The 22,401-nt window shown below is 34.6% G+C and carries 27 protein-coding genes; 19 read left to right on the top strand and 8 right to left on the bottom strand.

What is annotated here, in order from left to right:
• Window positions 1-21: 21 nt before the first annotated feature.
• Both folE and EHC72_RS19515 read right to left on the bottom strand, forming a co-directional pair.
• Window positions 22-654 carry a GTP cyclohydrolase I FolE gene (folE, locus tag EHC72_RS19510; RefSeq protein ID WP_131539397.1) on the bottom strand — a complete coding sequence of 211 codons (633 nt, stop codon included), beginning with the start codon at window positions 652-654 and terminating at the stop codon, window positions 22-24.
• 6 nt (window positions 655-660) lie between these two features.
• On the bottom strand, window positions 661-1,071 hold the full coding sequence (locus EHC72_RS19515; protein WP_131539398.1) for a 6-pyruvoyl trahydropterin synthase family protein: 411 nt from the start codon (window positions 1,069-1,071) through the stop codon (window positions 661-663).
• 154 nt (window positions 1,072-1,225) lie between these two features.
• On the opposite strand from EHC72_RS19515, the gene mqnB reads away from it, so the two are divergent.
• Both mqnB and EHC72_RS19525 read left to right on the top strand, forming a co-directional pair.
• Window positions 1,226-1,849, top strand: coding sequence for a futalosine hydrolase (mqnB, locus tag EHC72_RS19520; RefSeq protein ID WP_131539399.1), 624 nt, complete (start codon window positions 1,226-1,228; stop codon window positions 1,847-1,849).
• A 40-nt stretch (window positions 1,850-1,889) separates the two neighbouring features.
• Window positions 1,890-2,723, top strand: coding sequence for a menaquinone biosynthesis family protein (locus EHC72_RS19525; RefSeq protein WP_131539400.1), 834 nt, complete (start codon window positions 1,890-1,892; stop codon window positions 2,721-2,723).
• 36 nt (window positions 2,724-2,759) lie between these two features.
• On the opposite strand, the gene EHC72_RS19530 is transcribed toward EHC72_RS19525, so the two are convergent.
• From EHC72_RS19530 to EHC72_RS19540, 3 genes are all read right to left on the bottom strand, one after another.
• Complete coding sequence (locus EHC72_RS19530) at window positions 2,760-3,455, bottom strand: response regulator transcription factor (RefSeq protein WP_131539401.1); 696 nt, start codon at window positions 3,453-3,455, stop codon at window positions 2,760-2,762.
• Window positions 3,456-3,623: 168 nt separating this feature from the next.
• Entirely contained in the window at window positions 3,624-5,465 is a 1,842-nt protein-coding gene (locus tag EHC72_RS19535) for a sensor histidine kinase (protein ID WP_131539402.1), read from the bottom strand.
• 206 nt (window positions 5,466-5,671) lie between these two features.
• Complete coding sequence (locus tag EHC72_RS19540) at window positions 5,672-6,040, bottom strand: DUF3127 domain-containing protein (RefSeq protein WP_131539403.1); 369 nt, start codon at window positions 6,038-6,040, stop codon at window positions 5,672-5,674.
• 71 nt (window positions 6,041-6,111) lie between these two features.
• On the opposite strand from EHC72_RS19540, the gene EHC72_RS19545 reads away from it, so the two are divergent.
• From EHC72_RS19545 to EHC72_RS19585, 9 genes are all read left to right on the top strand, one after another.
• Complete coding sequence (locus EHC72_RS19545) at window positions 6,112-7,290, top strand: THUMP domain-containing class I SAM-dependent RNA methyltransferase (protein ID WP_131539455.1); 1,179 nt, start codon at window positions 6,112-6,114, stop codon at window positions 7,288-7,290.
• Window positions 7,291-7,358: 68 nt separating this feature from the next.
• Window positions 7,359-7,841, top strand: a complete 483-nt coding sequence (locus tag EHC72_RS19550; protein WP_131539404.1) for a hypothetical protein — start codon at window positions 7,359-7,361, stop codon at window positions 7,839-7,841.
• Between the two features lie 208 nt (window positions 7,842-8,049).
• Window positions 8,050-8,328 carry a helix-turn-helix domain-containing protein gene (locus EHC72_RS19555; RefSeq protein ID WP_131539405.1) on the top strand — a complete coding sequence of 93 codons (279 nt, stop codon included), beginning with the start codon at window positions 8,050-8,052 and terminating at the stop codon, window positions 8,326-8,328.
• A 74-nt stretch (window positions 8,329-8,402) separates the two neighbouring features.
• Window positions 8,403-9,047 (top strand): HD domain-containing protein, encoded by a 645-nt coding sequence (locus tag EHC72_RS19560; protein WP_131539406.1) that lies wholly within the window; start codon window positions 8,403-8,405, stop codon window positions 9,045-9,047.
• A gap of 84 nt (window positions 9,048-9,131) precedes the next feature.
• On the top strand, window positions 9,132-10,388 hold the full coding sequence (locus EHC72_RS19565) for a putative DNA modification/repair radical SAM protein (RefSeq protein ID WP_131539407.1): 1,257 nt from the start codon (window positions 9,132-9,134) through the stop codon (window positions 10,386-10,388).
• A gap of 41 nt (window positions 10,389-10,429) precedes the next feature.
• Window positions 10,430-11,194: a TIGR03915 family putative DNA repair protein gene (locus tag EHC72_RS19570; RefSeq protein WP_131539408.1), complete on the top strand. Its 765-nt coding sequence runs from the start codon at window positions 10,430-10,432 to the stop codon at window positions 11,192-11,194.
• A gap of 33 nt (window positions 11,195-11,227) precedes the next feature.
• Entirely contained in the window at window positions 11,228-12,253 is a 1,026-nt protein-coding gene (locus EHC72_RS19575; protein WP_131539409.1) for a sensor histidine kinase, read from the top strand.
• Window positions 12,254-12,453: 200 nt separating this feature from the next.
• Window positions 12,454-13,095 (top strand): DUF47 domain-containing protein, encoded by a 642-nt coding sequence (locus EHC72_RS19580; protein WP_170311739.1) that lies wholly within the window; start codon window positions 12,454-12,456, stop codon window positions 13,093-13,095.
• A 12-nt stretch (window positions 13,096-13,107) separates the two neighbouring features.
• Complete coding sequence (locus EHC72_RS19585; RefSeq protein WP_131539411.1) at window positions 13,108-14,118, top strand: inorganic phosphate transporter; 1,011 nt, start codon at window positions 13,108-13,110, stop codon at window positions 14,116-14,118.
• Window positions 14,119-14,194: 76 nt separating this feature from the next.
• On the opposite strand, the gene EHC72_RS19590 is transcribed toward EHC72_RS19585, so the two are convergent.
• The 3 genes from EHC72_RS19590 to EHC72_RS19600 form a co-directional block, all read right to left on the bottom strand.
• Window positions 14,195-14,812 (bottom strand): FMN-binding negative transcriptional regulator, encoded by a 618-nt coding sequence (locus tag EHC72_RS19590; protein WP_131539412.1) that lies wholly within the window; start codon window positions 14,810-14,812, stop codon window positions 14,195-14,197.
• Between the two features lie 74 nt (window positions 14,813-14,886).
• Window positions 14,887-16,158 (bottom strand): carboxypeptidase-like regulatory domain-containing protein, encoded by a 1,272-nt coding sequence (locus tag EHC72_RS19595; RefSeq protein WP_131539413.1) that lies wholly within the window; start codon window positions 16,156-16,158, stop codon window positions 14,887-14,889.
• Complete coding sequence (locus tag EHC72_RS19600) at window positions 16,151-16,729, bottom strand: RNA polymerase sigma factor (protein WP_131539414.1); 579 nt, start codon at window positions 16,727-16,729, stop codon at window positions 16,151-16,153. Before EHC72_RS19600 ends, EHC72_RS19595 begins: the two co-directional genes overlap by 8 nt.
• Window positions 16,730-16,940: 211 nt before the next feature.
• Between EHC72_RS19600 and EHC72_RS19605 the strand changes: the two genes are divergently transcribed.
• The 8 genes from EHC72_RS19605 (at window position 16,941) to EHC72_RS19640 (ending at window position 22,360) form a co-directional block, all read left to right on the top strand.
• Window positions 16,941-17,714, top strand: a complete 774-nt coding sequence (locus EHC72_RS19605; protein ID WP_131539415.1) for a DUF4197 domain-containing protein — start codon at window positions 16,941-16,943, stop codon at window positions 17,712-17,714.
• 108 nt (window positions 17,715-17,822) lie between these two features.
• Complete coding sequence (locus EHC72_RS19610; protein WP_131539416.1) at window positions 17,823-18,734, top strand: TolB family protein; 912 nt, start codon at window positions 17,823-17,825, stop codon at window positions 18,732-18,734.
• Window positions 18,735-19,043: 309 nt separating this feature from the next.
• Entirely contained in the window at window positions 19,044-19,595 is a 552-nt protein-coding gene (locus tag EHC72_RS19615) for an RNA polymerase sigma factor (RefSeq protein WP_131539417.1), read from the top strand.
• A 10-nt stretch (window positions 19,596-19,605) separates the two neighbouring features.
• Window positions 19,606-19,962 (top strand): HMG-box domain-containing protein, encoded by a 357-nt coding sequence (locus EHC72_RS19620; RefSeq protein ID WP_199156712.1) that lies wholly within the window; start codon window positions 19,606-19,608, stop codon window positions 19,960-19,962.
• A 140-nt stretch (window positions 19,963-20,102) separates the two neighbouring features.
• The gene (locus EHC72_RS19625; protein WP_131539418.1) at window positions 20,103-20,369 is read left to right on the top strand and encodes a hypothetical protein; all 267 of its coding nucleotides are present in this window, start codon (window positions 20,103-20,105) and stop codon (window positions 20,367-20,369) included.
• 7 nt (window positions 20,370-20,376) lie between these two features.
• Window positions 20,377-20,613 (top strand): hypothetical protein, encoded by a 237-nt coding sequence (locus tag EHC72_RS19630; RefSeq protein WP_131539419.1) that lies wholly within the window; start codon window positions 20,377-20,379, stop codon window positions 20,611-20,613.
• A gap of 8 nt (window positions 20,614-20,621) precedes the next feature.
• Window positions 20,622-21,842 (top strand): macrolide family glycosyltransferase, encoded by a 1,221-nt coding sequence (locus tag EHC72_RS19635; RefSeq protein WP_131539420.1) that lies wholly within the window; start codon window positions 20,622-20,624, stop codon window positions 21,840-21,842.
• 68 nt (window positions 21,843-21,910) lie between these two features.
• Window positions 21,911-22,360, top strand: coding sequence for an Hsp20/alpha crystallin family protein (locus EHC72_RS19640; protein ID WP_131539421.1), 450 nt, complete (start codon window positions 21,911-21,913; stop codon window positions 22,358-22,360).
• Window positions 22,361-22,401: the final 41 nt, after the last annotated feature.

Below are 22,401 nucleotides of genomic sequence, written 5' to 3' on the forward strand. Positions count from 1 at the left end.
TTAAATAATGGTTTATCTGCTTTAATCCAAGCTTGCAGTGATCAACCTTAAAAATTCCGCTCTTGTTTTATCGTTGCTTAAAAAGCTTCCGGTAAAAGCAGAGGTTGTAGTTACAGAGTTTTGTTTTTGTACGCCACGCATAGCCATGCATAAGTGCTTACATTCCATTACAACTGCTACACCTTGTGGGTTTAATGTGTTTTGAATACAATCTCTGATTTCGTTCGTTAAACGCTCCTGTACCTGTAAACGGCGTGCGAAAGCATCAACAACACGAGGAATTTTACTTAAACCTACAATGTGTCCATTGGGGATATATGCAATATGAGCTTTACCAAAAAAGGGTAACATATGGTGCTCGCACATGGAGTAAACTTCAATATCTTTAACTACAACCATTTGGCTATAATCTTCTTCAAACATTGCTGATTTTAAAATTTCATCAGGTTTTAAATCATAACCATGTGTTAAATACTGAAGCGCTTTTGCAACACGTTCAGGTGTTTTTAACAAACCTTCTCTTTCAGGATTTTCGCCAAGCTGCCCCAAAATGTCTTTGTAATGTGTAGCAACAGCTGAAATTTTTAAATCATTATATCGGTCTACTTTTACGTATCCCATTGATTCTTCTTGTAATAAGTCTTTATCTTCCATTATGGATTAGCCAAAGTATTCAACGTAGTTATTTTCGGTTTCGTAAATTTTAACTGAGTGCAAAATTGCTCCGCTTTCTGCTATAGGTGCTAAAAGCTGCTCCCAAATTGCAATTGCAAGGTTTTCTGTTGATGCAAGTTTACCTTTCATAAAATCTACATCAAGGTTTAAATTTTTATGATCAACTTTATCTACAACATAGATATTCATCACATCTTTAAGCCATTTCAAATCTACAAGGAAACCTGTTTCCGGATTTATTTCTCCCTTAACGGTTACGTATAACCAATAATTATGACCATGCCAGTTTGGGTTAGCACACTTGCCATAAACCTCATTATTTTTGTCTTCATCCCAATCTGTTCGAGCCAGCTTATGGGCTGCGTTAAATGATGCTTTTCTCGTTATATAAATCATTATAAAAAAATAAAATACAAATATACGGATTAACGGCGAACGCCGAATATGCTAAAATAGAAGATGGAAATAGAATGATAGAAATTGATAATCTAATTTTGCTTTAGAGCTTAATTTGATTATCAATTTCAATCCACTTTACTACCTTTACTTTATGAAAACATTAGTTGTAGCCGCAACCAAAGCAGAACTCACCTTCATTTATCAGCATTTCAGTTTGCTTGAAGAAGATTTTGTTGAAACCAAAAATTTTGATGTATTAGTAACTGGTGTGGGCATGGTGGCTACCGCTTTTGCATTAGGTAAACATTTAAACACTAAATATAATCTGGTTCTAAATTTAGGTATTGCTGGGTGTTTCGATCGTAAAATTGATTTAGGCAGCCTTTTAAACATTACCCAGGATACTTTTGCTGAGCTTGGCGCAGAAAACGGAGAAGATTTTTTAACCATAAATGAATTGGGTTTTGGAGAAAGTATTTACAATAACAAAAGTACTTTAACAATAGATTTACCTACAGCTAAAGCCATCACAGTAAACCGAGTTAGTGGCAATGAAAAAAGTATTGCTAGTGTGGTTAAAAGGCTAAACCCAACAACTGAAGGCATGGAAGGTGCTGCTGTTTTTTTTGCTTGTAATCAAGAAAATATAGATTGCCTGCAAATCAGAAGTATTTCAAATTATGTTGAGCCAAGAAATAAAGATAACTGGAAAATAGGGCTTGCTATAAAAAACCTGAATGATTGGGCAATTACTTTTCTTTCAGAAATGAACTGATTATGACCAATAAATATATTGCAGTCGCTAATTTTGATTTATGACACTTACACTTGGTTTTTCACCCTGCCCTAACGATACTTTTATTTTTGACGCACTTATTCACCATAAAATTGATACTGAAGGTTTAGAATTTCAAGTATCTTTTGATGATGTAGAAACGCTGAATCAAAAAGCTTTAAAGGGGCAGTTAGATATCACTAAATTAAGTTTTCACGCTTTTGCGTACGTTGCAAATCAATATGCTTTGCTGGATGCTGGTAGCGCATTAGGTTTTGGTGTTGGACCACTTTTAATTAGTAAAAACAAATTTTCTGAAGCTGATCTTTTAAACCCCGATTTAAAGGTAGGTATCCCCGGCAAATACACTACAGCTAATTTTTTATTAGGTATTGCTTATCCGCATTTGCAGAATAAACAAGAAATGGTTTTTTCAGATATTGAATCTGCTTTGCTGGAAGATAAAATTGATCTTGGTCTAATTATTCACGAAAATAGATTTACCTATCAGGATAAAGGCTTAAATAAAATTGTTGACCTTGGTGATTATTGGGAAAAATTAACGGGTTGTGCCATTCCGCTTGGTGGAATTGTAATTAACAGAAATTTAGATAGAGATGTTCAATTAAAGGTAAACCGATTAATTCGCCAATCTGTTGAATATGCCTTTGCACATCCAAAATCTTGCATCGATTTTATTAAGCAACATGCGCAGGCCATGGATGAAGCCGTGATGTATAAGCACATTGAACTTTACGTAAATAAATACAGTATTAATTTGGGTGATGAAGGTAGAAAAGCGGTTGATACCTTATTTACACTGGCGCAAGAAAGAAATTTAATTCCTTCGGTGGAGGCTAATCTTTACATATAAAGTCATTCTGAATAAATCCAGAATGACTATTAATTTTTAGTTTACAAGCAATTTATATCCTTTGCCGTGTACATTAATAATTTCTACCGTTGGATCTTCTCTAAGGTATTTACGTAATTTACTTAAAAATACGTCCATACTACGGCCGTTAAAATAATTATCATCGTGCCAAATGCTTAATAAAGCTTCTTCACGGGTTAAAACAGTGTTTTTCTTTAAGCAAAGCAAACGCAAAAGTTCAGCTTCTTTTGTAGATAGCTTTTGATGCTGATCTCCAGCGGTAATAATCTGCGTGGTATAATCGAAATTATATTTCCCTACAGAAAATTGCGTTTCAACGGCCTCATCAGTTGCGCCAGTTTTATTAGCAACCCTTTTAAACATGGCATTTATACGCAATAAAAGTTCCTCAATACGGAAAGGTTTGGTAATATAATCATCACCACCTAAATCATACGCAGCAGATTTATCTTCCAACATGGTTTTAGCTGTAGCAAAAATAATGGGCACCTGTGCGTTGGTTTTTCTAATATCTTTTCCTAATGTAAAGCCATCCTTTTTGGGCATCATCACATCAAGAATACAAAGATCAAATGCGTGTTTAGTAAACGCCTTTAAGCCTTCCTCACCATCAGTGCATAAAACAACATCAAATTTGCCTTTCAATTGCAGATAGTCCTGCAACAATAAACCTAAATTGGGATCATCCTCTACCAGAAGTATTTTTTTCATTTTCTTTAGTTTATTCTCGTAAGCCTTGTAGCCTACACTTAAAGTTTGATTATGATTATGCATAACGGTTTAATTTCCTCATATAATAATAATCTACTATACTATAAAAATTACGTTTGCAAAACCTTAGTGTATCGATAAAGCAAGCTTATGTACCGATAGTTAATCCTATTTTATGTAAGGTAAAGATATTTCGAACGTAGTTCCTCTATCTTTTTCGCTACTTACCTTAATATTGCCATTTAAACGCTTAATAATATCCTGAACATAATTTAAACCTAATCCAAAACCTTTTACATCGTGCAGGTTTCCTGTAGGTACGCGGTAAAACTGATCAAAAATTCTTTTCGATTGCTCCTTAGTCATTCCAATCCCTTTATCAGAAATTTCGATGATTAAGAACTTACTATTATTTTTTGTTGTAATACTTATTTCAGGAATATCTGTACTGTATTTATTGGCATTATCAATTAGATTATAAATTACACTGGATAAATGCATTTCATCTCCTAAAACAAGTGCATGCTCAGCATCGGTGTTTAAATTTATAATGGCATTTCTTTTTTGAAGCTGTAAACTCATGCTATCTAAAACTATAGCAATCAAATCGTTCATATCAACTTCTGTATTATCTAATTCCAGTTCATTTTTTTCCAATCGGGCAATACTTAAAACCCGTTCAATATGATTTCCCAAACGCACATTTTCGTCGTAAATAATTCCTGCAAGGCGTTTTATCCTTGATTTATCCTCTGTAACCTCAGGATCCTTCAAAGCCTCACTAGCAATCATGATGGTTGCAACAGGCGTTTTAAACTCGTGCGTCATATTGTTTATAAAGTCTGTTTTCATCTCTGATACCTTTTTCTGCTTTAAAATGGCATAAAGTGTATATGAAAAAATAAAAACCAATACTAACAATAGACCCACTGATGAAGCTAATGTTGCACTAAGGTTTGAAATAATAGCTGAATTTTTATTCGGAAAACTCAGCATAAGTAAGCCAGGATCCCGAAATAAATCGCTACCAAATAATGGAATTTTATAGGTGTTTTTTGGCAAAAAGATATTGGCAGAATTAGATGCCTGTAAATATAAAACTGAATCTTTTTGGGCCAGCTTAACCTGCATATCATACCGTTGATCTATTCCGTGATTAAGCAATTCTTGCTTTAAAATAGCATCCAGATCAGTAAATTTAACTCTTTTATAAATCGGTATATCTCTCTCCTGCAATTCTTTAGATACATCTTCTACAATACTTGAACGTGAATAAGAGAAAGTATCTTTACCTAGTGCCGCAATTTTAAGCTCAAGCTTCTTTTTTGCAATATCATCCTCACGCTTAAACTTTTTTTCCAAATCATCAGAAATTTTAGGCAAGCCAACCAATAATGGATTACCCGTCATTGGGTCAGCAACAAGGTAACGAATCGTATCTGGTAAATTTTGAGGCGTTCTAAAGTTAAAAGTTTTGGTATCGCCAGAGCCAACTAACTTTGTACGCATGCTATAGCCTTTTAAATTAAGGCTATTTAAATCAACAACTGCATCCATATTTACCTCCAGGTGAGTACCTGAAATGGATGATTTTCTTGTTGATAAGGTTTTAAAATCGCTCTCAGAAATAAACTTCGGTCCACGGTACGAAACCCTGATTAAACTATCTTGTTGGTTTAAGTAGTTTTCAATTTGATTTTCTCGCTCTGCTTGTCTTAATTCAGATTCCTGCACAAATTTTTGCCTTAAATCTTTGATATCTAAAGCTCTTTGTCGCGAATCCTGCAACTGCCTTAAGCGGTTTTCGGCATCTTTTCTAGTAAGGTGATCAGCAACATTTAGGCGCTCAACCTTTTTTACTACATCACTTAAAGTTTGATTTACTTGTTCATCAAAAAGCTGTGATTTTAGGCTATACGCCTCCCTGATGTAATACAATTGCATTACAAAAACACCGAGCAGTGCAACCGTCATTAAAACGGTAATAAACCAAAAACTTTTTTTCTTCATTAAATGGAATGCTCCTTAAGATTAAATCTACCAGAGATCAAAAATACTCAATAACGTGTTTACCCATAGGTTTTTAACATATTTTAACATGCATTATCATCCTGTAAATGAAGCATTAATACATTGCTAAAAAAATTAAGAAACAAAAAATGCCGGAATAAATCCCGGCATCATTCAAAATTGTTTGCTTAAAAAAGAGTCTTTATTTAGAAAGGTAAATCATCATCTTCACCTGGTGCATTGCTCACATCAACTGGAGCTGCATATTCTGGAGTACCTGCCGGAGCAGCACCTGCTGCAATTGCATTAATACGCCAAATAACCAAACTGTTAAAATATGATGTTTTCCCTGCTTTATCTGTCCAAGGGCGACCACGTAAATTAAAGAAAACCTCAACCTCATCGCCTGCTTTAAAGCTATCTAATAATGCAGTTTTATCTTGTAATGCCTCAAAACGAATATATTCTGGGTATGTTGGGTTTTCTGCGTATTCTACTATTAAATCACGTTTTTTAAACGTTTCACTTACTTGCTGTGTGGCACCTACTTCGTGTACTTTTCCTTTAATTTCCATATCTAATACTACTTAATGTACTATAAACATCAAATCTCTATAATTTTATTGATAACTTCGCATATATTATGATGCAAGTTTTCCACAATAAAAGCAAGGTAATTATTACCTGCAACAAGCGACTTTCTCCTTACTTACAAGATGAAGTTACCGCTTTGGGTTACACAATAGAAAGAGCCTTTGCTACAGGCGTTGAGCTTAACATAACCCTAACAGAGTGCATTAAACTCAATTTAAACCTGCGTTGTGCAAGTCAGATTTTATACGCGATAAAAAGTTTTAAAGCCATCACTCCTGATGATTTATATAAAGAAGTTGCCGAAATAGAATGGGAAGAATTAATTGATTTTTCGGGCTATTTTTCGGTAACCTCAAATGTTGATAATCCAAATATTACAACCCCTCTTTTTGCAAACTTAAAAGTTAAAGATGCCATTGTTGATCGTATAAAAGAAAAAAAGGGAATCCGTCCAAATTCTGGATCTGATGCAAATAAAACTGTAGTGCATTTATATTGGAAAGATGCCGATGCCGATATGTTTTTGGATACTTCGGGCGAAACCTTAGCCAAACATGGTTATCGCAAAATTCCTGGAAAAGCACCAATGCTGGAGGCACTTGCATCAGGCGTAATTTATGCCACCCAGTGGGATAAAAAATCTCCTTTTATAAACCCAATGTGCGGATCGGGAACACTTGCTATTGAAGCTGCTTTAATTGCGACTAATAGAGCGCCAGGTTTATACCGAATGAATTATGGCTTTATGCACATTTTGGGCTACAACGAAGAGGAGTTTTTTGCTGAGCGAAGAATTTTAAAAGATCAGGTAATTAAAAATATCGATTTAAAAATTATAGCTTCTGATATTTCGGAAGATGCTGTAGAGGTTACCCGTAGAAATGCAAAAACCGCTGGAGTGGATACTTTGATTGATTTTGAAGTTTGCGATTTTGAACTAACACCAGTACCTGAAGGCGGTAAAGGCGTTGTGGTTTTTAATCCAGAATATGGTGAACGCCTTGGCGTGCACAGCAAACTTGAATTAACGTATAAACGAATGGGCGATTACATGAAAAAAGAATGCAAAGGTTATTCTGGATATATATTTACCGGAAATCCAGATTTAGCAAAGAAAATAGGCCTTAAAGCTTCAAAAAAGGTAGAATTTTACAACGGAAAGTTAGATTGTCGCTTACTTGAATATGAATTATACGACGGAAGTAGACGAACTACGCAGGCAGAAGTATAAGATTTTCCTGAAAAATTAATATATTACGCTCTTCTGCGCCCCATAACGCAGCTTCAAATTGAAAAAATATGGATTTTGACGACATGAACCACATGCCCGAATGGGAACAACTTAGTAGCTTAGGTGAAGATGATAGATTACCACATCAGGAAACTGAAAAAAGCAAACTAAAAGCACTTAGGGCTAAAACATTATACGATCAGGCAAGGGCAGTTTATAAATATGCTGCCCTGTTCTGCGAAACGCTAAAAGGCGAAATGGCAGAATTAACAGCTAATCTGATTATGCAAAATGTTTTAATAATTTGCCCTAAAATTGTTGGAGCTGAAGGTGCCGATATTTATGTTTTACGCATGGAAAATGCATCTATAATAAGAGCAAATTGTCGCGAACTCGAAATACAGATAGAAGCTGCAGATATGCTTGAAATTTGTGCTCCAGAGTATAAAAACATAGTATTTAATGAGCTTGAGAAATTTCGTATCATCTTTATAGAATGGGTTAAACATTTTGAAAAAGATGAGATCAAAGATGATTGGGGATTATACTAAATTTAATTCTCCCATACATTAATATCCCTCAAATAACACATTCTAGTTAACTAGCCGCTACACAAAGAGTATTTAAAAAGATATTTTTTAATATTTCTATCTTAATTTTCTTTTCCACATAATTTTTGGCAAAAAATCCAAGTCAGAAAAATCCAGAATTGAGGGAACTTCGTTTATATAATTTTTAAATTAAAACTATCCCTATTTTATGGAAGATCTATTGGCTTTGAAGACGAAGAATGTTGCTGCGAATATTAGAAAAATTAGAGAATATAGAGATTACACCCAGGATTATTTAGCAGCGAAGTTAAAAATATCGCAAAACGCATATAGTAAAATCGAGTTGGGCTACAGCAAATTAACCGTTGAAAGATTATTTCAGATTGCTGAAATTTTAGAAGTTGAAATTCTGCATGTATTAACCATCCAATCTAATGAAATTATTAAATTAATAGATGTAGACCAAGAACCTGCACATATTTCCTGATCATTATTTAAATTTCATTCCACTTATCTGCCCTGTGCATAATTTCAATACCTTTGTTTTTTTAAATTTAGGTTATGCAGGATACGATAGATAGCACCATTACTTTTGTAAAAAAAACGCTCGAAAATGCAGAGGCTGGGCACGATTGGTTTCATATAGAGCGTGTTTATAAAACCGCTTTAAACATCAATAAAAAAGAAAATGGTGATGAGCTTGTCATTGCTTTTGCTGCTTTACTACATGATATTGCCGATCCAAAATTTAATAATGGGGATGAAGAATTAGGTCCTAAAATTGCCCAAGACTTTCTAAAATCTATCAACGTTAAGGCAGAAACCATTACACATGTAAAATTGATTATTCAAAACATGTCATTCAAAAACAGTTTTGATGATGGAGGTTTTACATCTAAAGAAATGCAAATTGTACAAGATGCAGATCGCCTGGATGCAATTGGTGCTATTGGCATTGCACGGGCCTTTACCTATGGCGGTTTTAAGAATCGTGTTTTGTATGATCCAGCTATTAAGCCTGAGCAACATCTATCAAAAGAAAGCTATAAAAACACCAACGCTCCCACTATAAATCACTTTTACGAAAAACTCCTTTTACTTAAAGATATGATGAATACTGAAGCAGGTAAAACAATTGCTGAAGAAAGACATCTTTTTATGCTTCAATACTTAGAGCAATTTTATAAAGAGTGGGAAGGAAATTAAACATTCCTAAATAGAGTACAATCAAGTATAAATACTAATATTATTAGCTTTTTATTTGCTATTTTTGTTAGCAAATAAAAAGCTATGTATGATCGTATTCGAGAAAAACTAAATATTCTTGCTGATGCTGCAAAGTATGATGTTTCATGTTCATCTAGTGGCGGCACACGTAAAAATGATAATAAAGGCATAGGCGACAGTCATTCTTCTGGCATTTGCCACACCTATACAGAAGATGGTCGATGTGTTTCTTTACTCAAAATTCTTTTAACCAACCATTGCATTTTTGATTGTGCTTTCTGCGTTTCCAGAAAAAGTAACGATGTAAAACGAGCTGCATTTACTGTAGATGAGGTTGTGGAGTTAACCATGAATTTTTACCGGCGTAATTATATAGAGGGCTTATTTTTAAGTTCAGGGATATTTAAAAATGCTGATTTTACAATGGAAAGGCTTTTGCTTGTGGTAAAAAAATTAAGATTAGAGCAGCGCTACAACGGATACATCCACCTAAAAACTATCCCTGGGGCTAGTGATGAGCTTATTAAGGAAGCTGGATTGTATGCTGATAGAATGAGTATTAATTTAGAAATGCCTACAGAAGCTGGTTTAAAATTATTAGCTCCAGAAAAAAGCCACGCGGAAGTGATTAAACCATTAAGTTTTGTGCAGGAAAATATTGCTCAATTTGCTGCTGATAAAAAATTAATTAAGCACATTCCAAAATTTGTTCCAGCAGGGCAAAGCACACAAATGGTTATTGGTGCAACACCAGAAACCGATAAAGATGTAATGTATATGGCAAATGCGTTTTATAAAAACTTCTCCTTAAAAAGAGTTTATTATTCTGGCTACGTACCCATTAGCAATGATAGCAGAATGCCCATATTAGGCACTCAACCGCCCCTTTTAAGAGAAAATAGGCTTTATCAAACCGATTGGCTAATGCGCTTTTACGGCTTTAAAGTTCAGGAGATTTTAAATGATGCCAATCCCAATCTTGATGTAGATATTGATCCAAAATTAAGTTGGGCCATTAGAAATATGCAGCATTTTCCTGTTGATATTAATAAAGCAGATTATGCAATGATTCTTCGCATCCCTGGAATTGGAGTAATGTCCGCTAAAAAAATTGTTCAGGCCAGAAAATTTGGAAAACTAAGAATTGACCAGTTAAAAAAAATTGGTGTTTCTTATAATCGAGCGCAATATTTTATCACGTGTGCTGATAGTCCATATCAATTAAAAGATTATCAGGGCACACAAATTAAAGCCTTTATTTTAGCAGAAAGTCAGAGCAAGTATTTAAAAACAGATAGCAACCAATTGATTTTATTTTAGTTGTATTATTTTTTTCTGCAAATAGAATAATAAAAATTACCATGACTTACATTTTTGATGGCTCTATGCCTGGACTTTTTACAGCAGTTTTTGAATGGTTTGATCGCAAGCCGGGAAAAGTTGTGCTAAAATCTGTAAGCGTTTTTCAACCAGAAGCTTTTGCAGAATCATTTACCGTGATAACCGATCATCAAAAGGCAGATCGAGTTTGGGCTGGACTACAAAAAAAACTAAAAAAGGAATGGTTGCGCAAGTTTTATTGTTCTTACTTATCAGAAATTCAGGAAGCCTACAACCATCTTTTTCAATTTGCGCTTTACATGTTTAAAAGTGTTAATGGCGCTGAAAATAATTATGGAAATGAGTATGTAATAGCGCTTTCAAAATATGCTAAAAGTGTTGAAAGAGAGAAACATCGGATGGAGGCTTTCATCCGTTTCCAAAAAACTGGCGATGGCATGTTCTATGCCGCCATTGATCCAGATTTTAATGTTTTGCCCTTAATATCAAATCACTTTAAAAATAGATACGCCGATCAGCAATGGATTATTTATGATTTAAAACGAAAATTTGGGCTTTATTATGATTTAAATACTGTTGAAGAAATTACAATGAGTTTTACAGATCAGCTTAATAAGAAAAAACCAGATGCCGTTTTTATGGACGAAAAGGAAGAACTGTATTCTATTTTATGGAAAGATTATTTTAAAAGTGCAAATATTGTAGCTCGTAAAAACACTAAGCTCCACTTACAGCATGTACCTAAACGGTACTGGAAATATTTGACGGAAAAGCAGCTTAGTTAACATTGCATTAATATAAAACTCTTAAATTGCAGCATGAAATTAAGTGTGCTGGTTTTATTTACCGCTTTGGCGGTTGGTCTTTCAATCGGGCTGGTTAATTATCACTTTCAGGGAAGCTGGTACTATTTGCTAATTTCTTTCGGGATTTCCTTTATAACCAGTTTCATAGTTTTCTATTACCTGATTGAAAAGTACATTTACACCAAAATTAAGCTCATTTACAAGCTAATTCATAATCTTAAACTCGGAAAAGATTTAAAAGAAGCACTGGGTGAATATGTAAGTTCTGACCCCATTAATGATGTAGAAAATGAAGTAAAAGAATGGGCGGGTGCAAAGAAAAAAGAAATTGATTTATTAAAAAAACAGGAACAATTTCGGAGAGAATTTCTTTCAAATGTATCTCACGAATTTAAAACTCCCCTTTTTGCTATCCAAGGTTATATTGAAACTTTACAGGATTGTGTAGTTGATGACCCAGAACAAGCGGTTATTTTTCTTAAAAAAGCAGGAAATAATGTAGAAAGATTAAGCTATTTAATTAGCGACCTTGATGTAATTTCTAAACTTGAAACAGGAGAATCTCCAATACACTATCAGAAATTTGATTTTGTACATCTTGCCAAAGAAGTAATGGAATATCTGGAAGATCGTGCACACTCAAAAAATATTAAACTTTTCTTTAAGGATAAATATACAGCACCTACAATGGTTACTGCCGATCGAGAGAAAATCCGACAGGTATTAATCAACTTAATTGTAAATAGTATTAAGTATGGTGTAGAAAATGGCGAAACCGCTATTAAGATCTTCGAATTACACGATCAATTTTTAATTGAAGTAACAGATAATGGAATGGGCATTGAAGAAAAACATTTGCCTCGCTTATTTGAACGCTTTTACCGTATAGATACTCATCGAGCCAGAGAAGTTGGGGGCACCGGACTTGGTTTAGCCATTGTAAAGCATATTTTAGAAGCACACCAACAAACCATCTCCGTTCGTAGTACACCTGGCATAGGTACCACATTTGCTTTTACCCTACAAAAAGGCAGTTAAATTCATTTTTCTGCATTTTGGGCATTCAAATACTTCAACAAAAGTTAACACTAATTTTTTAAACCGTTATTGTCGCTCCTCAAAACGCTATAAATCAGCGCATAAAGCACTATGTATTAAGGAGAATTACTTAATATAATTTATAACTTAACATTAACTTAACATTGAGCGTGTAGCTTTGCAAAATATTATAAATTAAGATGAACAATATTTTCAAGTTCTTTACCCCACAAGATAGAAAGTTCCATCCGCTTTTTGAACAGGCTGGTAGCAATGCACTTAAAATAGCAGAAGCCCTTTTAGAAATGGTAAGCACTGCAGATGCAGAGAGCAGAAAAACAATTTTTAAAGAGATTGAGCGCTTAGAGCATGTTGGTGATGACATTACCCATTCTATCTTTCTTGAATTAAGTAAGAACTTTATTACTCCATTTGATAGGGAAGATATCCACCAGCTGGCAACCGCCGTTGATGATGTAGCTGACTATATTTATGGGACTGCAAACCGCATGCAAATGTACAACATGAACACGATTAGCGAGCCAATTGTAAAAATTGCTGAGCTTTTAGTAGAAATGTGTACAGATATTGATAAAGCGATTAAAGAATTACGTAGTTTCAAAAACATCCGCGTTATTGCCGATGCTTGTATCCGTATTAATAGTGGCGAAAACCAAGCTGATTATGTATTTACTTTAGCGGTAGCCCGTTTATTTGAATACGAAACCAACGCGATTGAATTAATTAAACATAAAGAGGTTTTACAAACGATAGAGAAAGCGACTGATAAATGTGAAGATGTTGCGAATGTGCTTGAAACTATCCTTGTTAAAAACGCTTAATAAAAAATAAACATGGTAACTACCTTATTGGTTGTTGTTGTAATACTGGCTATTGCTTTCGATTACATTAATGGCTTTCACGATGCCGCAAACTCGATTGCAACAGTTGTTTCTACAAAAGTACTTACGCCTTTTCAGGCGGTGTTATGGGCTGCTGTTTTCAACTTTGCAGCTTATTTCTATTTCACAGATCATAAAGTGGCAAATACGGTTGCCAAAACCGTAATTGAAAATTATATTACCTTAGAAGTTATTCTTGCCGGGTTAATTGCTGCAATCATCTGGAATTTATTAACCTGGTGGTATGGTATTCCTTCAAGTTCATCCCACACTTTAATTGGCGGTTTTGCTGGGGCCGGGATGACACATGCATTGCTAACAGGCGCTAGTCCGCTGGATGCTGTTAACATGGGTTATGTGGTTAAAATTGTTTCCTTTATTGTGCTAGCACCGGTTATAGGTATGGTTATTTCCGTTGTTATTACTTTGATAATCATTAATATTTGTCGCAATGCGAAACCTGCTACTGCAGAAAAATGGTTTAAACGTCTTCAGCTTTTATCATCTGCGGCTTTAAGTTTCTTTCACGGTGGTAACGATGCTCAAAAGGTAATGGGTATTATTGCTACAGCTTTAATTGCATCTAAAGTTATTCCAAATTTTGAATCTATGCCAGGTTGGGTACCAGTGGCATGTTATTCTGCAATTTCATTAGGTACCATGAGTGGTGGCTGGAAAATTGTAAAAACAATGGGTTCAAAAATCACTAAGGTAACAGCTTTAGAAGGTGTAGCAGCAGAAACGGCTGGTGCAGTAACATTAGGTATTACAGAGCATTTCGCTATCCCTGTTTCTACAACTCACACCATCACAGGTTCAATTGTGGGTGTAGGTTTAGTAAAAAGCGTGTCAGCAGTACGTTGGGGGGTAACTATTAACTTAATATGGGCTTGGATTTTAACCATTCCTGTATCAGCAACGTTAGCCGCAATTATTTACGGCTTAATTTACTACTTCAAATAATACAATATTAATAATATTTTAAAAGGGCCAAAGTTTTAAAAAACTTTGGCCCTTTTTATTTTCATTCCACTCAGAATTAAACTTTTCCTTTCCTCATTTCTTTAGCCATTTCCTGCGCTAAAAAATCATCACTATTTTTTAAATTTTCAATAATGGCTTCCTGATTTTTGGGAGAATGATTTTGGCTCATTTTAAAAACGTGATCCAAGCTATTCACCAAAATTTCAAAACCAGTAATTGCTTTTAAATGTTTTTGAATATAAGCTTCGTCCATTTTGTTAAACGCCGCGGGGCTTGTTCCTGGATTTTCGTAATGGTTTGTTAAATCTTTAATAACCTGATAAGTTTCCTCAGACGACATTAATCTGATTACACCTTTTGCTTGCACCGTTTTATAATTCCATGTAGATGCTACAGCTGGGCTTTCGTAAACGGATGCACTGATATAAGCGTGTGCACCACTAAAAACGGCAAGTACATTAGGGTTTTGCTCAAAAGCTTTACAGTGATCTGTTTTTGTCATAATATGACCAACCAGTTTAATTTTGTCGCCATCGATTATAGTTTTAACAGGAACCTGTGTGGCGACAGGAAATTCGCCATCAAATCCAATTAAAGTGATGAATGAATTTTTATGCATAAAATCAAGAACAGCATCTTGGTTTTCGGCTGTAAAATAGGGTAACTTGTACATGAGAAATATGATTTACCAAAATTAATTTTGGTGCTGGTATTTGATAAATAGAATTAGTGAATTTGATGCAACTATTAGAATTTAATCTTTAATTCCACGTTGTCGTTTCCATTTTTTGGTAGAACCCAATCCGGCCCGCTTTCAACAAGCCGCTTTGCTTCTGCATCAGCTTCTTTGTTTAAACCTTTTATAACTTTAATTGAGGTTGGTCGTCCAGATTTCCGCACCTTAAAGCTTAAAGTGACATACTGTTCAGGTCCTTTTGGGTTATATAATTTGTTATTATTTTCTAAATATGCTTCGTAATCAACCGTAGGAACTGGTACAGGCACAGTAATTTCCTTTGAAGATTTAGCGTCCAAGGATGGATTCCCTTTCAAAACAATTTTTCCAGCAGGGATTGTCTTTCTTTCTCTCCCGTTAGATCCTGTCATGGCGGCAATTTGATTTAAAGATAAATCGCCTCTTAAAGCAACTCTTATTGTATTTGGATCATTTGCTTTTGGCACTTCTGCATCTTTATAACCCTCTGCCCTAACCAAAAGTTCTCGGTTTTTTAAACTGCTATCAACAGGTAAATAAAAATTACCATTAGCATCTGTTTTTGTTTCGCTTTTAGTGCCCGCCACTTTAACTATTGCACCAGATACGGGCAAGCCATTACCCTCTGCATTAACGGTACCGCTATAAACAGCTCCATTAGAAACCATAGCGGGCGCAGCCATTACTTTAGCTTTTTGAGTAGATAAAATTTCGGACTTATCTGCGGCAGCTTCGGCTTCTATTCTATTTCTATTTATGCTAACTGGAGCAGCAGAAACAACTATAGGTTTACTTAAAGGTTTGGTATTTTTAGCCAAATCTCCGGTTTTTGCTTGCTTAATGGCATTATCAATAATTAAAGATTTTACCTTTTCATTTGTATCCGTACTTGTCTCGGCAGCTTTTGGTTGGGTACTTGCAATTGCAGTGTTGGTATCTAAATTAACAACAACTCCATTTGCTTTATGTAGAGCAACTTCATTACGATGGTTAATCTCTCGCATAAAAAACAAAATACTAACCGTAATAAACGCTACTGTAGCTGTTGCTGCTATACTTAACCTTTGAGTGGTAATACCCCACAGCCTACGCTTAATGGGCTTTGTTGCAATACGATCATGCAATTGCTTTTGAAGAATAGAGTAGCTTTGTTTCCTTTTTGGAGATTGGCGCAAGCCTTCGAGTGCTTCGGCAATAAAAGGATCTTCCAACTCCTGCCTTTCTACAAAGTGCATAGCTTTAGCATCAAGTTTACCATCAAGGTAATCTTCCAGAACATCAATATCTAACCAATCGTTATTCACTACTATTTTTCTCTATACAAATCTTCAAATTTCGCTTTCCATTTTGGATATAACTCTTTACCTTAAGCATATCATAACCTGTGAAATCGGCTACTTCCTTATAGCATTTCTCTTGTAGATAAAATAAATCTACGCTTTTTCGCTGTTCTTCAGGCAAAGTTTCCATACACTTTTCCATTGTGGTAAGCTGTGTTTCTTTTGTGTTGTCGATATCAAGATGCACAAACTCACTGTTTTCCACAAAAGTATCATCTAAAGAAACGTTATTTTGCCTTGCAGATTTTCTAAGGGCCATTAAACAGTGGTTACGTGTTAAAACGTGTAACCAACTTTTAAAATTTTGCACTTCATGATTTTTGAGTTTAGAAACCAGTTCTTCAAAAATCTGCATTACCGCATCTTTGCTTTGCTCTTCATCCTTAAAATAATTGAAACAAACTCCAAAAACCAAGTGCATATATTTATTGTAAAGTTTACCCAATGAATTTAAATTGTCGGTATTTTTATACTCGGCAATTAATTTTGCATCATCTTGCTGGTTATTTCCAGCTGTATTTTTTATAAACTTCAAAAATCTGAGTAGCTAAAGCGAATTATCCTCAAGTATAAAAAATATTTTTGAGTGATGAGACATAAACTAAATTATTACGCGAATTAAACCCTTAGATATAGATGTGCTCTAATTATCTTTAATCACAAAACTTAAAGCAAAGTATATTTAATTGCTGCATGTAAATAGTATTTATGGCAGTGGTTTTGCTAAGAATAACTAAACAAACAAAATGAAGAGTACTGCAATTTTAGCATCATTGGCATTAACATTATTTGGAAGCCTGAATGCACAAAGTCAAACCAAATTAGGCGATTTGCTTAAAAAGGTAACGAATAAACAAACTACAACCACAAATAGCACATCTACATCAAGCCTTGGTACGCCATCTACTTTAGAAATTGGGCAGGGAATAAAGCAAGCTTTAGAACTTGGTGTTTCGGCAGGTGCCGATAGATTATCAGCTAAGGATGGTTTTTTAGGCAACCTTGCCGTTAAAATATTAATGCCACCCGAGGCGCAAAAGGTTGAGAAAACATTACGAGGACTTGGTTTAAATTCGCTCTGCGATAACGTAATTACCAGCCTAAACCGTGCCGCTGAGGATGCTGCAAAAGAAGCAAAACCCATTTTCGTTTCGGCAATTAAACAAATGACCTTAACGGATGCTACCAATATTTTATTGGGCAATAATGATGCTGCTACTGAATACTTTAAAAGAGTTACCACATCGCAGTTAATGCAAAAATTTAGCCCTATTGTAACCAACAGCCTAAATAAGGTTAATGCAACAAAATATTATGGTGATTTAACTTCACAGTATAATCGCTTGCCTTTAGTAAAACCTGTTAACACTAATTTAAGCGAATACGTGACACAAAAAGCTATTGATGGCTTGTTTATAGAGGTTGCGCAAGAAGAACTTAAGATAAGAGGAAATTTAGGCTCACGTAGTACTAACCTGCTTCAAAAAGTATTTGGTTACGCAGATAAGAAAAAGGGTTAAGTCCATATTTTATCATAAAACAGCTGAGATCCGGATTCTATTGAGTTCGGATCTTTTTTGTTTAAAAGTATTTTGTAAAATTGCAGTAGATCAAAAAAATTCTGTTTTATGCGTTTAATTAACCTTTTAATACCTTGTATTGCTCTTTTTGCTTCATGCACCGCTAATAATGATAAAGAAAATACTAAAGCAATTTTAGATACGGTTTCTTTAAGCACAAAGCGTTATGCTATTGCTTACCAAAATGGAGATAAAATTGTTGCAAGCAGTGCTGATACCATTAATCAGGTTTCTTTTGGTGGCGCTAATAATCCAGCAATTTCGCCTGATGGCAATAAATTGGCCTATACCGTTAAAGATCCAGCTGGGCATATAACTATTTGGGTTGCCGATATGGAAAATAAAAGTCAGGGCCAATTAATAGTCAATAGTGATAATTATTATCAGGCAGTTTGGTCTGCAGATGGGAATGTAATTGCTTTTAGTGTTTTAAACAAAAATGGCAATTGGAAAGTTGGGGTTATTAAAACCGATAATTCAGGGTATGTAATGTTGGATAGTGCTTCAAATTTAAGCGTTCATTCTCCAACCTGGAAAAACGCAAACGAGTTGGTGGCTCATGATTTGATTAACTTATATACTTTTGATATTAAGGGCAAACTAATAGATACTAAACCAATTGGAAACTTAATAGGAAATGATTTTACCTTTGCCAGCGATAACCGTTTCTTCTACACAAAGGATGGCAAAAAATTGATTTTTAACGCGGGGAAATTGGAAGATAAAACTTCTAAAATTCCTACTGAAGGCGTTTATATATTAGATTTAGCTACAAAAAAGATTACCAGGATTTCTCCTTCTCAAATTAATACACCTTATGTTTTTGTAACGGCTGATGACCGAATATTTTTCAATAGCATTGATAAATCTTCAGCCTCTAAAATTTATGTTTCAGATTTAACCGGAAATGTAAAAGTAGTAGTAGATAAAGGAACTAATCCAACGGGAGCGCTTAAATAAGTTTAAGTGCTTAAATTTACTTACGGCTAAAATAGCAATAATTACCTTTGCTATAGTTAATTGTGCTAGCTGCTGATTTATTTCTTTTGCTGCTTTTATTTCTTTAAACCTGATTGCAGTGTAAAGCCCGCAAGCGAGGTACGAGTGCGGACTTGTAATGTAAAGCAGGGCTGCCGCTACCCGAAAACCACTTTCTTACGTTTACCAAAGCCTAAAAAAATACCTGCTCTAAAGTTTTCCAAAAAAAGTAAAGAAAATTTAAAGTAATATTGAGTTTCGTCCGTTTACTGATTTATAAAACAATAAATAGTGCCAACAAACGAATCTCAAAATATCATTTCCACGGTTGCCAATTACGGTAAGCGCTTGTTCAGTTTCATCCGCGGGCGGGTGAATACGGATGAGGATGCGGAAGATATTTTGCAGGATGTTTGGTACCAGTTGAGTAACCAGCCCGAAGCAAGCGCAATTGAGCAGATTAGTGGTTGGCTTTATCGGGTGGCGAGAAATAAAATTACCGACAAGTACAGAAAACAAAAAGACGAATTGCTGGATGATTTGAGCTATGAGGATGAGGATGGCGAAATAAATTTTAGGGAGATTTTAATGGCTGAAGCCAGTACGGAAGAAGCCGAAGAATTAAAAAAGTTATTTTGGGATCAGTTATTTGTTGCACTTGAGGAATTACCAGAAAACCAACGCTATATTTTTATTCAGAACGAGCTTGAAGAAAGAACGTTTCAGGAAATTGCGGATGAAACCGGTGAAAATATTAAAACTTTAATCTCAAGAAAAGGTTATGCAGTGAAGCATCTGCGCAACCGTTTACAAAATTTATATCAGGAATTTATTAACTATTAAATTTGCAGGCATGATGAATAGAAATTTTAATCGAAAAAAGAAATTCTTTTTCTTTTTCCCCGTAGCATTGCTCATTGCAGTGGTACTGGGCTATGTGGTTATGTTTTTATGGAACTGGATTTTGCCCGAAGTGGCACATACAGGAAAGCTTAATTATTGGCAGGCACTTGGACTACTTGTACTTTGCCGGATTTTATTTGGAAATTTTGGGCGTGGCGGTGGCTTTAAAAATAAACCAGGAGGCTTTGGTCGTGATGGTAGAATATTAAGAGAAAAATGGCATAGTATGAACGAAGAGGAACGGGCAAAGTTTAGAACAGAATGGAGAGCCCGTTGTGGAAACAGAGATCATAGAAATCGCAGATAATTAAAAGCCGGCAAATGCCGGCTTTTTTATTGATTAATATTATAAAAATCTATCAGTCAACCAACTGCGTAAAAAATTATTAAAATATTTTAAAGTAAAATCTAAAATCATTCGTCTTCCTAATTAAAATAAGAAGAAAAATGAAAAAGATATTTAAAGCCATAGGATTTGGAATTGTACTTGGTGCAGCCCTTTTCTTTATACCATTTGTATTTAAGTTTATTTTGATTGCTGCCGTAATCGGTGTGGTTTTCAAAATGATGTTCAGAGGCAGAAGATCCCACTTCGCACAGCGATTTGAAGGTTATTACCCAAGCCATTTCCAAAAAATTACTCCTATTGATGGGCAATGGTACAAACCAGAAGTTCAAAGCAATGGAATAACCAATCACGTAAACATTAATTAATTGAGCCATGAGAATATTTAGAGGAATATTAGCACTTGTTGCTGCAGCAGCAACTTTTTACAGCTTAAATGTACTGGCAGTTCAAAACGGCTATCGCGATAGGCTTGATTTTAAAAACAGACATTATAACGAAGGCGATTGCTGCAATGAGCATTATAGATCGCATAGTTTTAATCACCACAACAATAAAATGCAGGATACTACCACGCCAGATAGCGCCCGCAAAAACAATAACATTCAATAAAAATCAAAATGTCAAATATACTTTTTTTATGTATTCCTTCCCACGGTCACGTTAACCCAGTATTAGGTTTAGCGAGCGAATTAATTAACCAAGGAGAAAAGATAACTTTTTTTAGCTCTGATGAATTTAAAAAATCTATTGAGGGAATTGGCGCAGATTTCAAATGCTACAAGGATGATTTAAATATTTTCCAAAAGAAGAATAATGTAGATGAAAAACCAACTTCTGGTTTGGTAAGCGCACTGTTAGAGCCGATGAAATTTATTGATGATATTTTGGCTCAAATTAAAGATTTAACTTTTGATTACATCGTTTTTTCTGCCGCTTACCCATATGCAAATGTAATTGCTCAGGTATTGCAAATTCCTACAATTTCTTCTTTCGCTGTTTTTATGACTATGAAAGATTTAATGGCTAAAAAAACCGAAGAACCTCAATCTTTTGGTAAACAGGGTGGTTTTATGGGCATGAATCCTGAGGTTATTGAAGCTTTTAAGAAAGTGCGTCAAGATTTAATTCAAAAATATCAGGTGGATGTTCCAGAGAATATGATGAATCTCTTTTTTAATAAAGGCGATTTAAATATCATTTACACTTCCAAATATTTTGCTCCAAACCCAGATCAATATGATGAGAATTTCATTTTTATTGGTCCGCCAGTTTACAATAAGAAATACGAAGTATATTTTCCTTTTGAAAAGCTTCAAGGTAAAAAAGTAATATATATTTCATTAGGAACAGTATTCAGCAATTATTCTGATGAAATTAATAAGCTGTTTTTTAAAGCCTTTGCTAATTTGGATGCCGTTGTAGTAATGGCGGCCTTTAATATTGATGTTTCAAAATTTGATATTCCTGAAAATTTCATCGTAAGAAATTATGTGCCACAAATGGATATTTTAAAGCATGCTACCGTAGCAATAACACACGCAGGGATGAACAGCATTGGTGATATTCTTTATAGCAATGTGCCTTTTGTATCTATTCCATTAGGTGCAGATCAGTTTTTTATGGCAAACAGAGCACAAGAATTGGGGGCAACTATAGTTCTTGATGCAAAAAACTTAAATGCAGAAACATTAAAAAAATCAATTGAAACGGTATTAGAAAACCCAGATTATCTTAAAAACATTAAGAAAATTAACAACTCCTTTATTGAAGCCGGCGGATATAAAAGGGCAGTTGAAGAGATTTTCAAGCTCAAAAAAAGAAAAGGAATTTCCAATTAAAAGAATTTCCATAATATAAAACAAAAGGCAAACGAGCCTTAAAAATTTAAAGATTAAAATTTAAGAACATGTATAACGAACAATTTAGAACAGATAGAATGAACAGAGGTTGTGGCCGTGGTGGGCACAAATTTGGTGGTCGTTTTGGCCATGGTTACGGGAAACACTTTGAAGCCAGATTTGGCGAGGCTTTTCGCCGTGTACCTGTAAATATTGAAGAAAGTGATGATAATTTCATCATTAATTTATATGCACCAGCTTTAGTAAAGGAAAATTTAAAAGTGGTTACCAAAAATGATATTTTAACCATTAGCTATAAACCTGCCGAAGAAACTAACGATGCAAATAATTTTAGCCGCAGAGAATATGCCAATGGTGCATTTGAAAGAGGTTTCGCATTAAACGGTAAAGTTTTAACCGAAAATATTTCAGCAGCATACACGGAGGGCGTTTTGAAAGTAACATTACCTAAAAACCCAGAAACCAATACACCTGCAAAAGATATATTGGTAGATTAATCATCGTATAATGGTCAGATCCCAGCATTGTTAAGCCATGG

Origin of the sequence: Pedobacter nototheniae (assembly GCF_004335085.1) — a bacterium.
In the GTDB taxonomy this organism is placed as follows: Bacteria; Bacteroidota; Bacteroidia; order Sphingobacteriales; family Sphingobacteriaceae; genus Pedobacter; species Pedobacter nototheniae.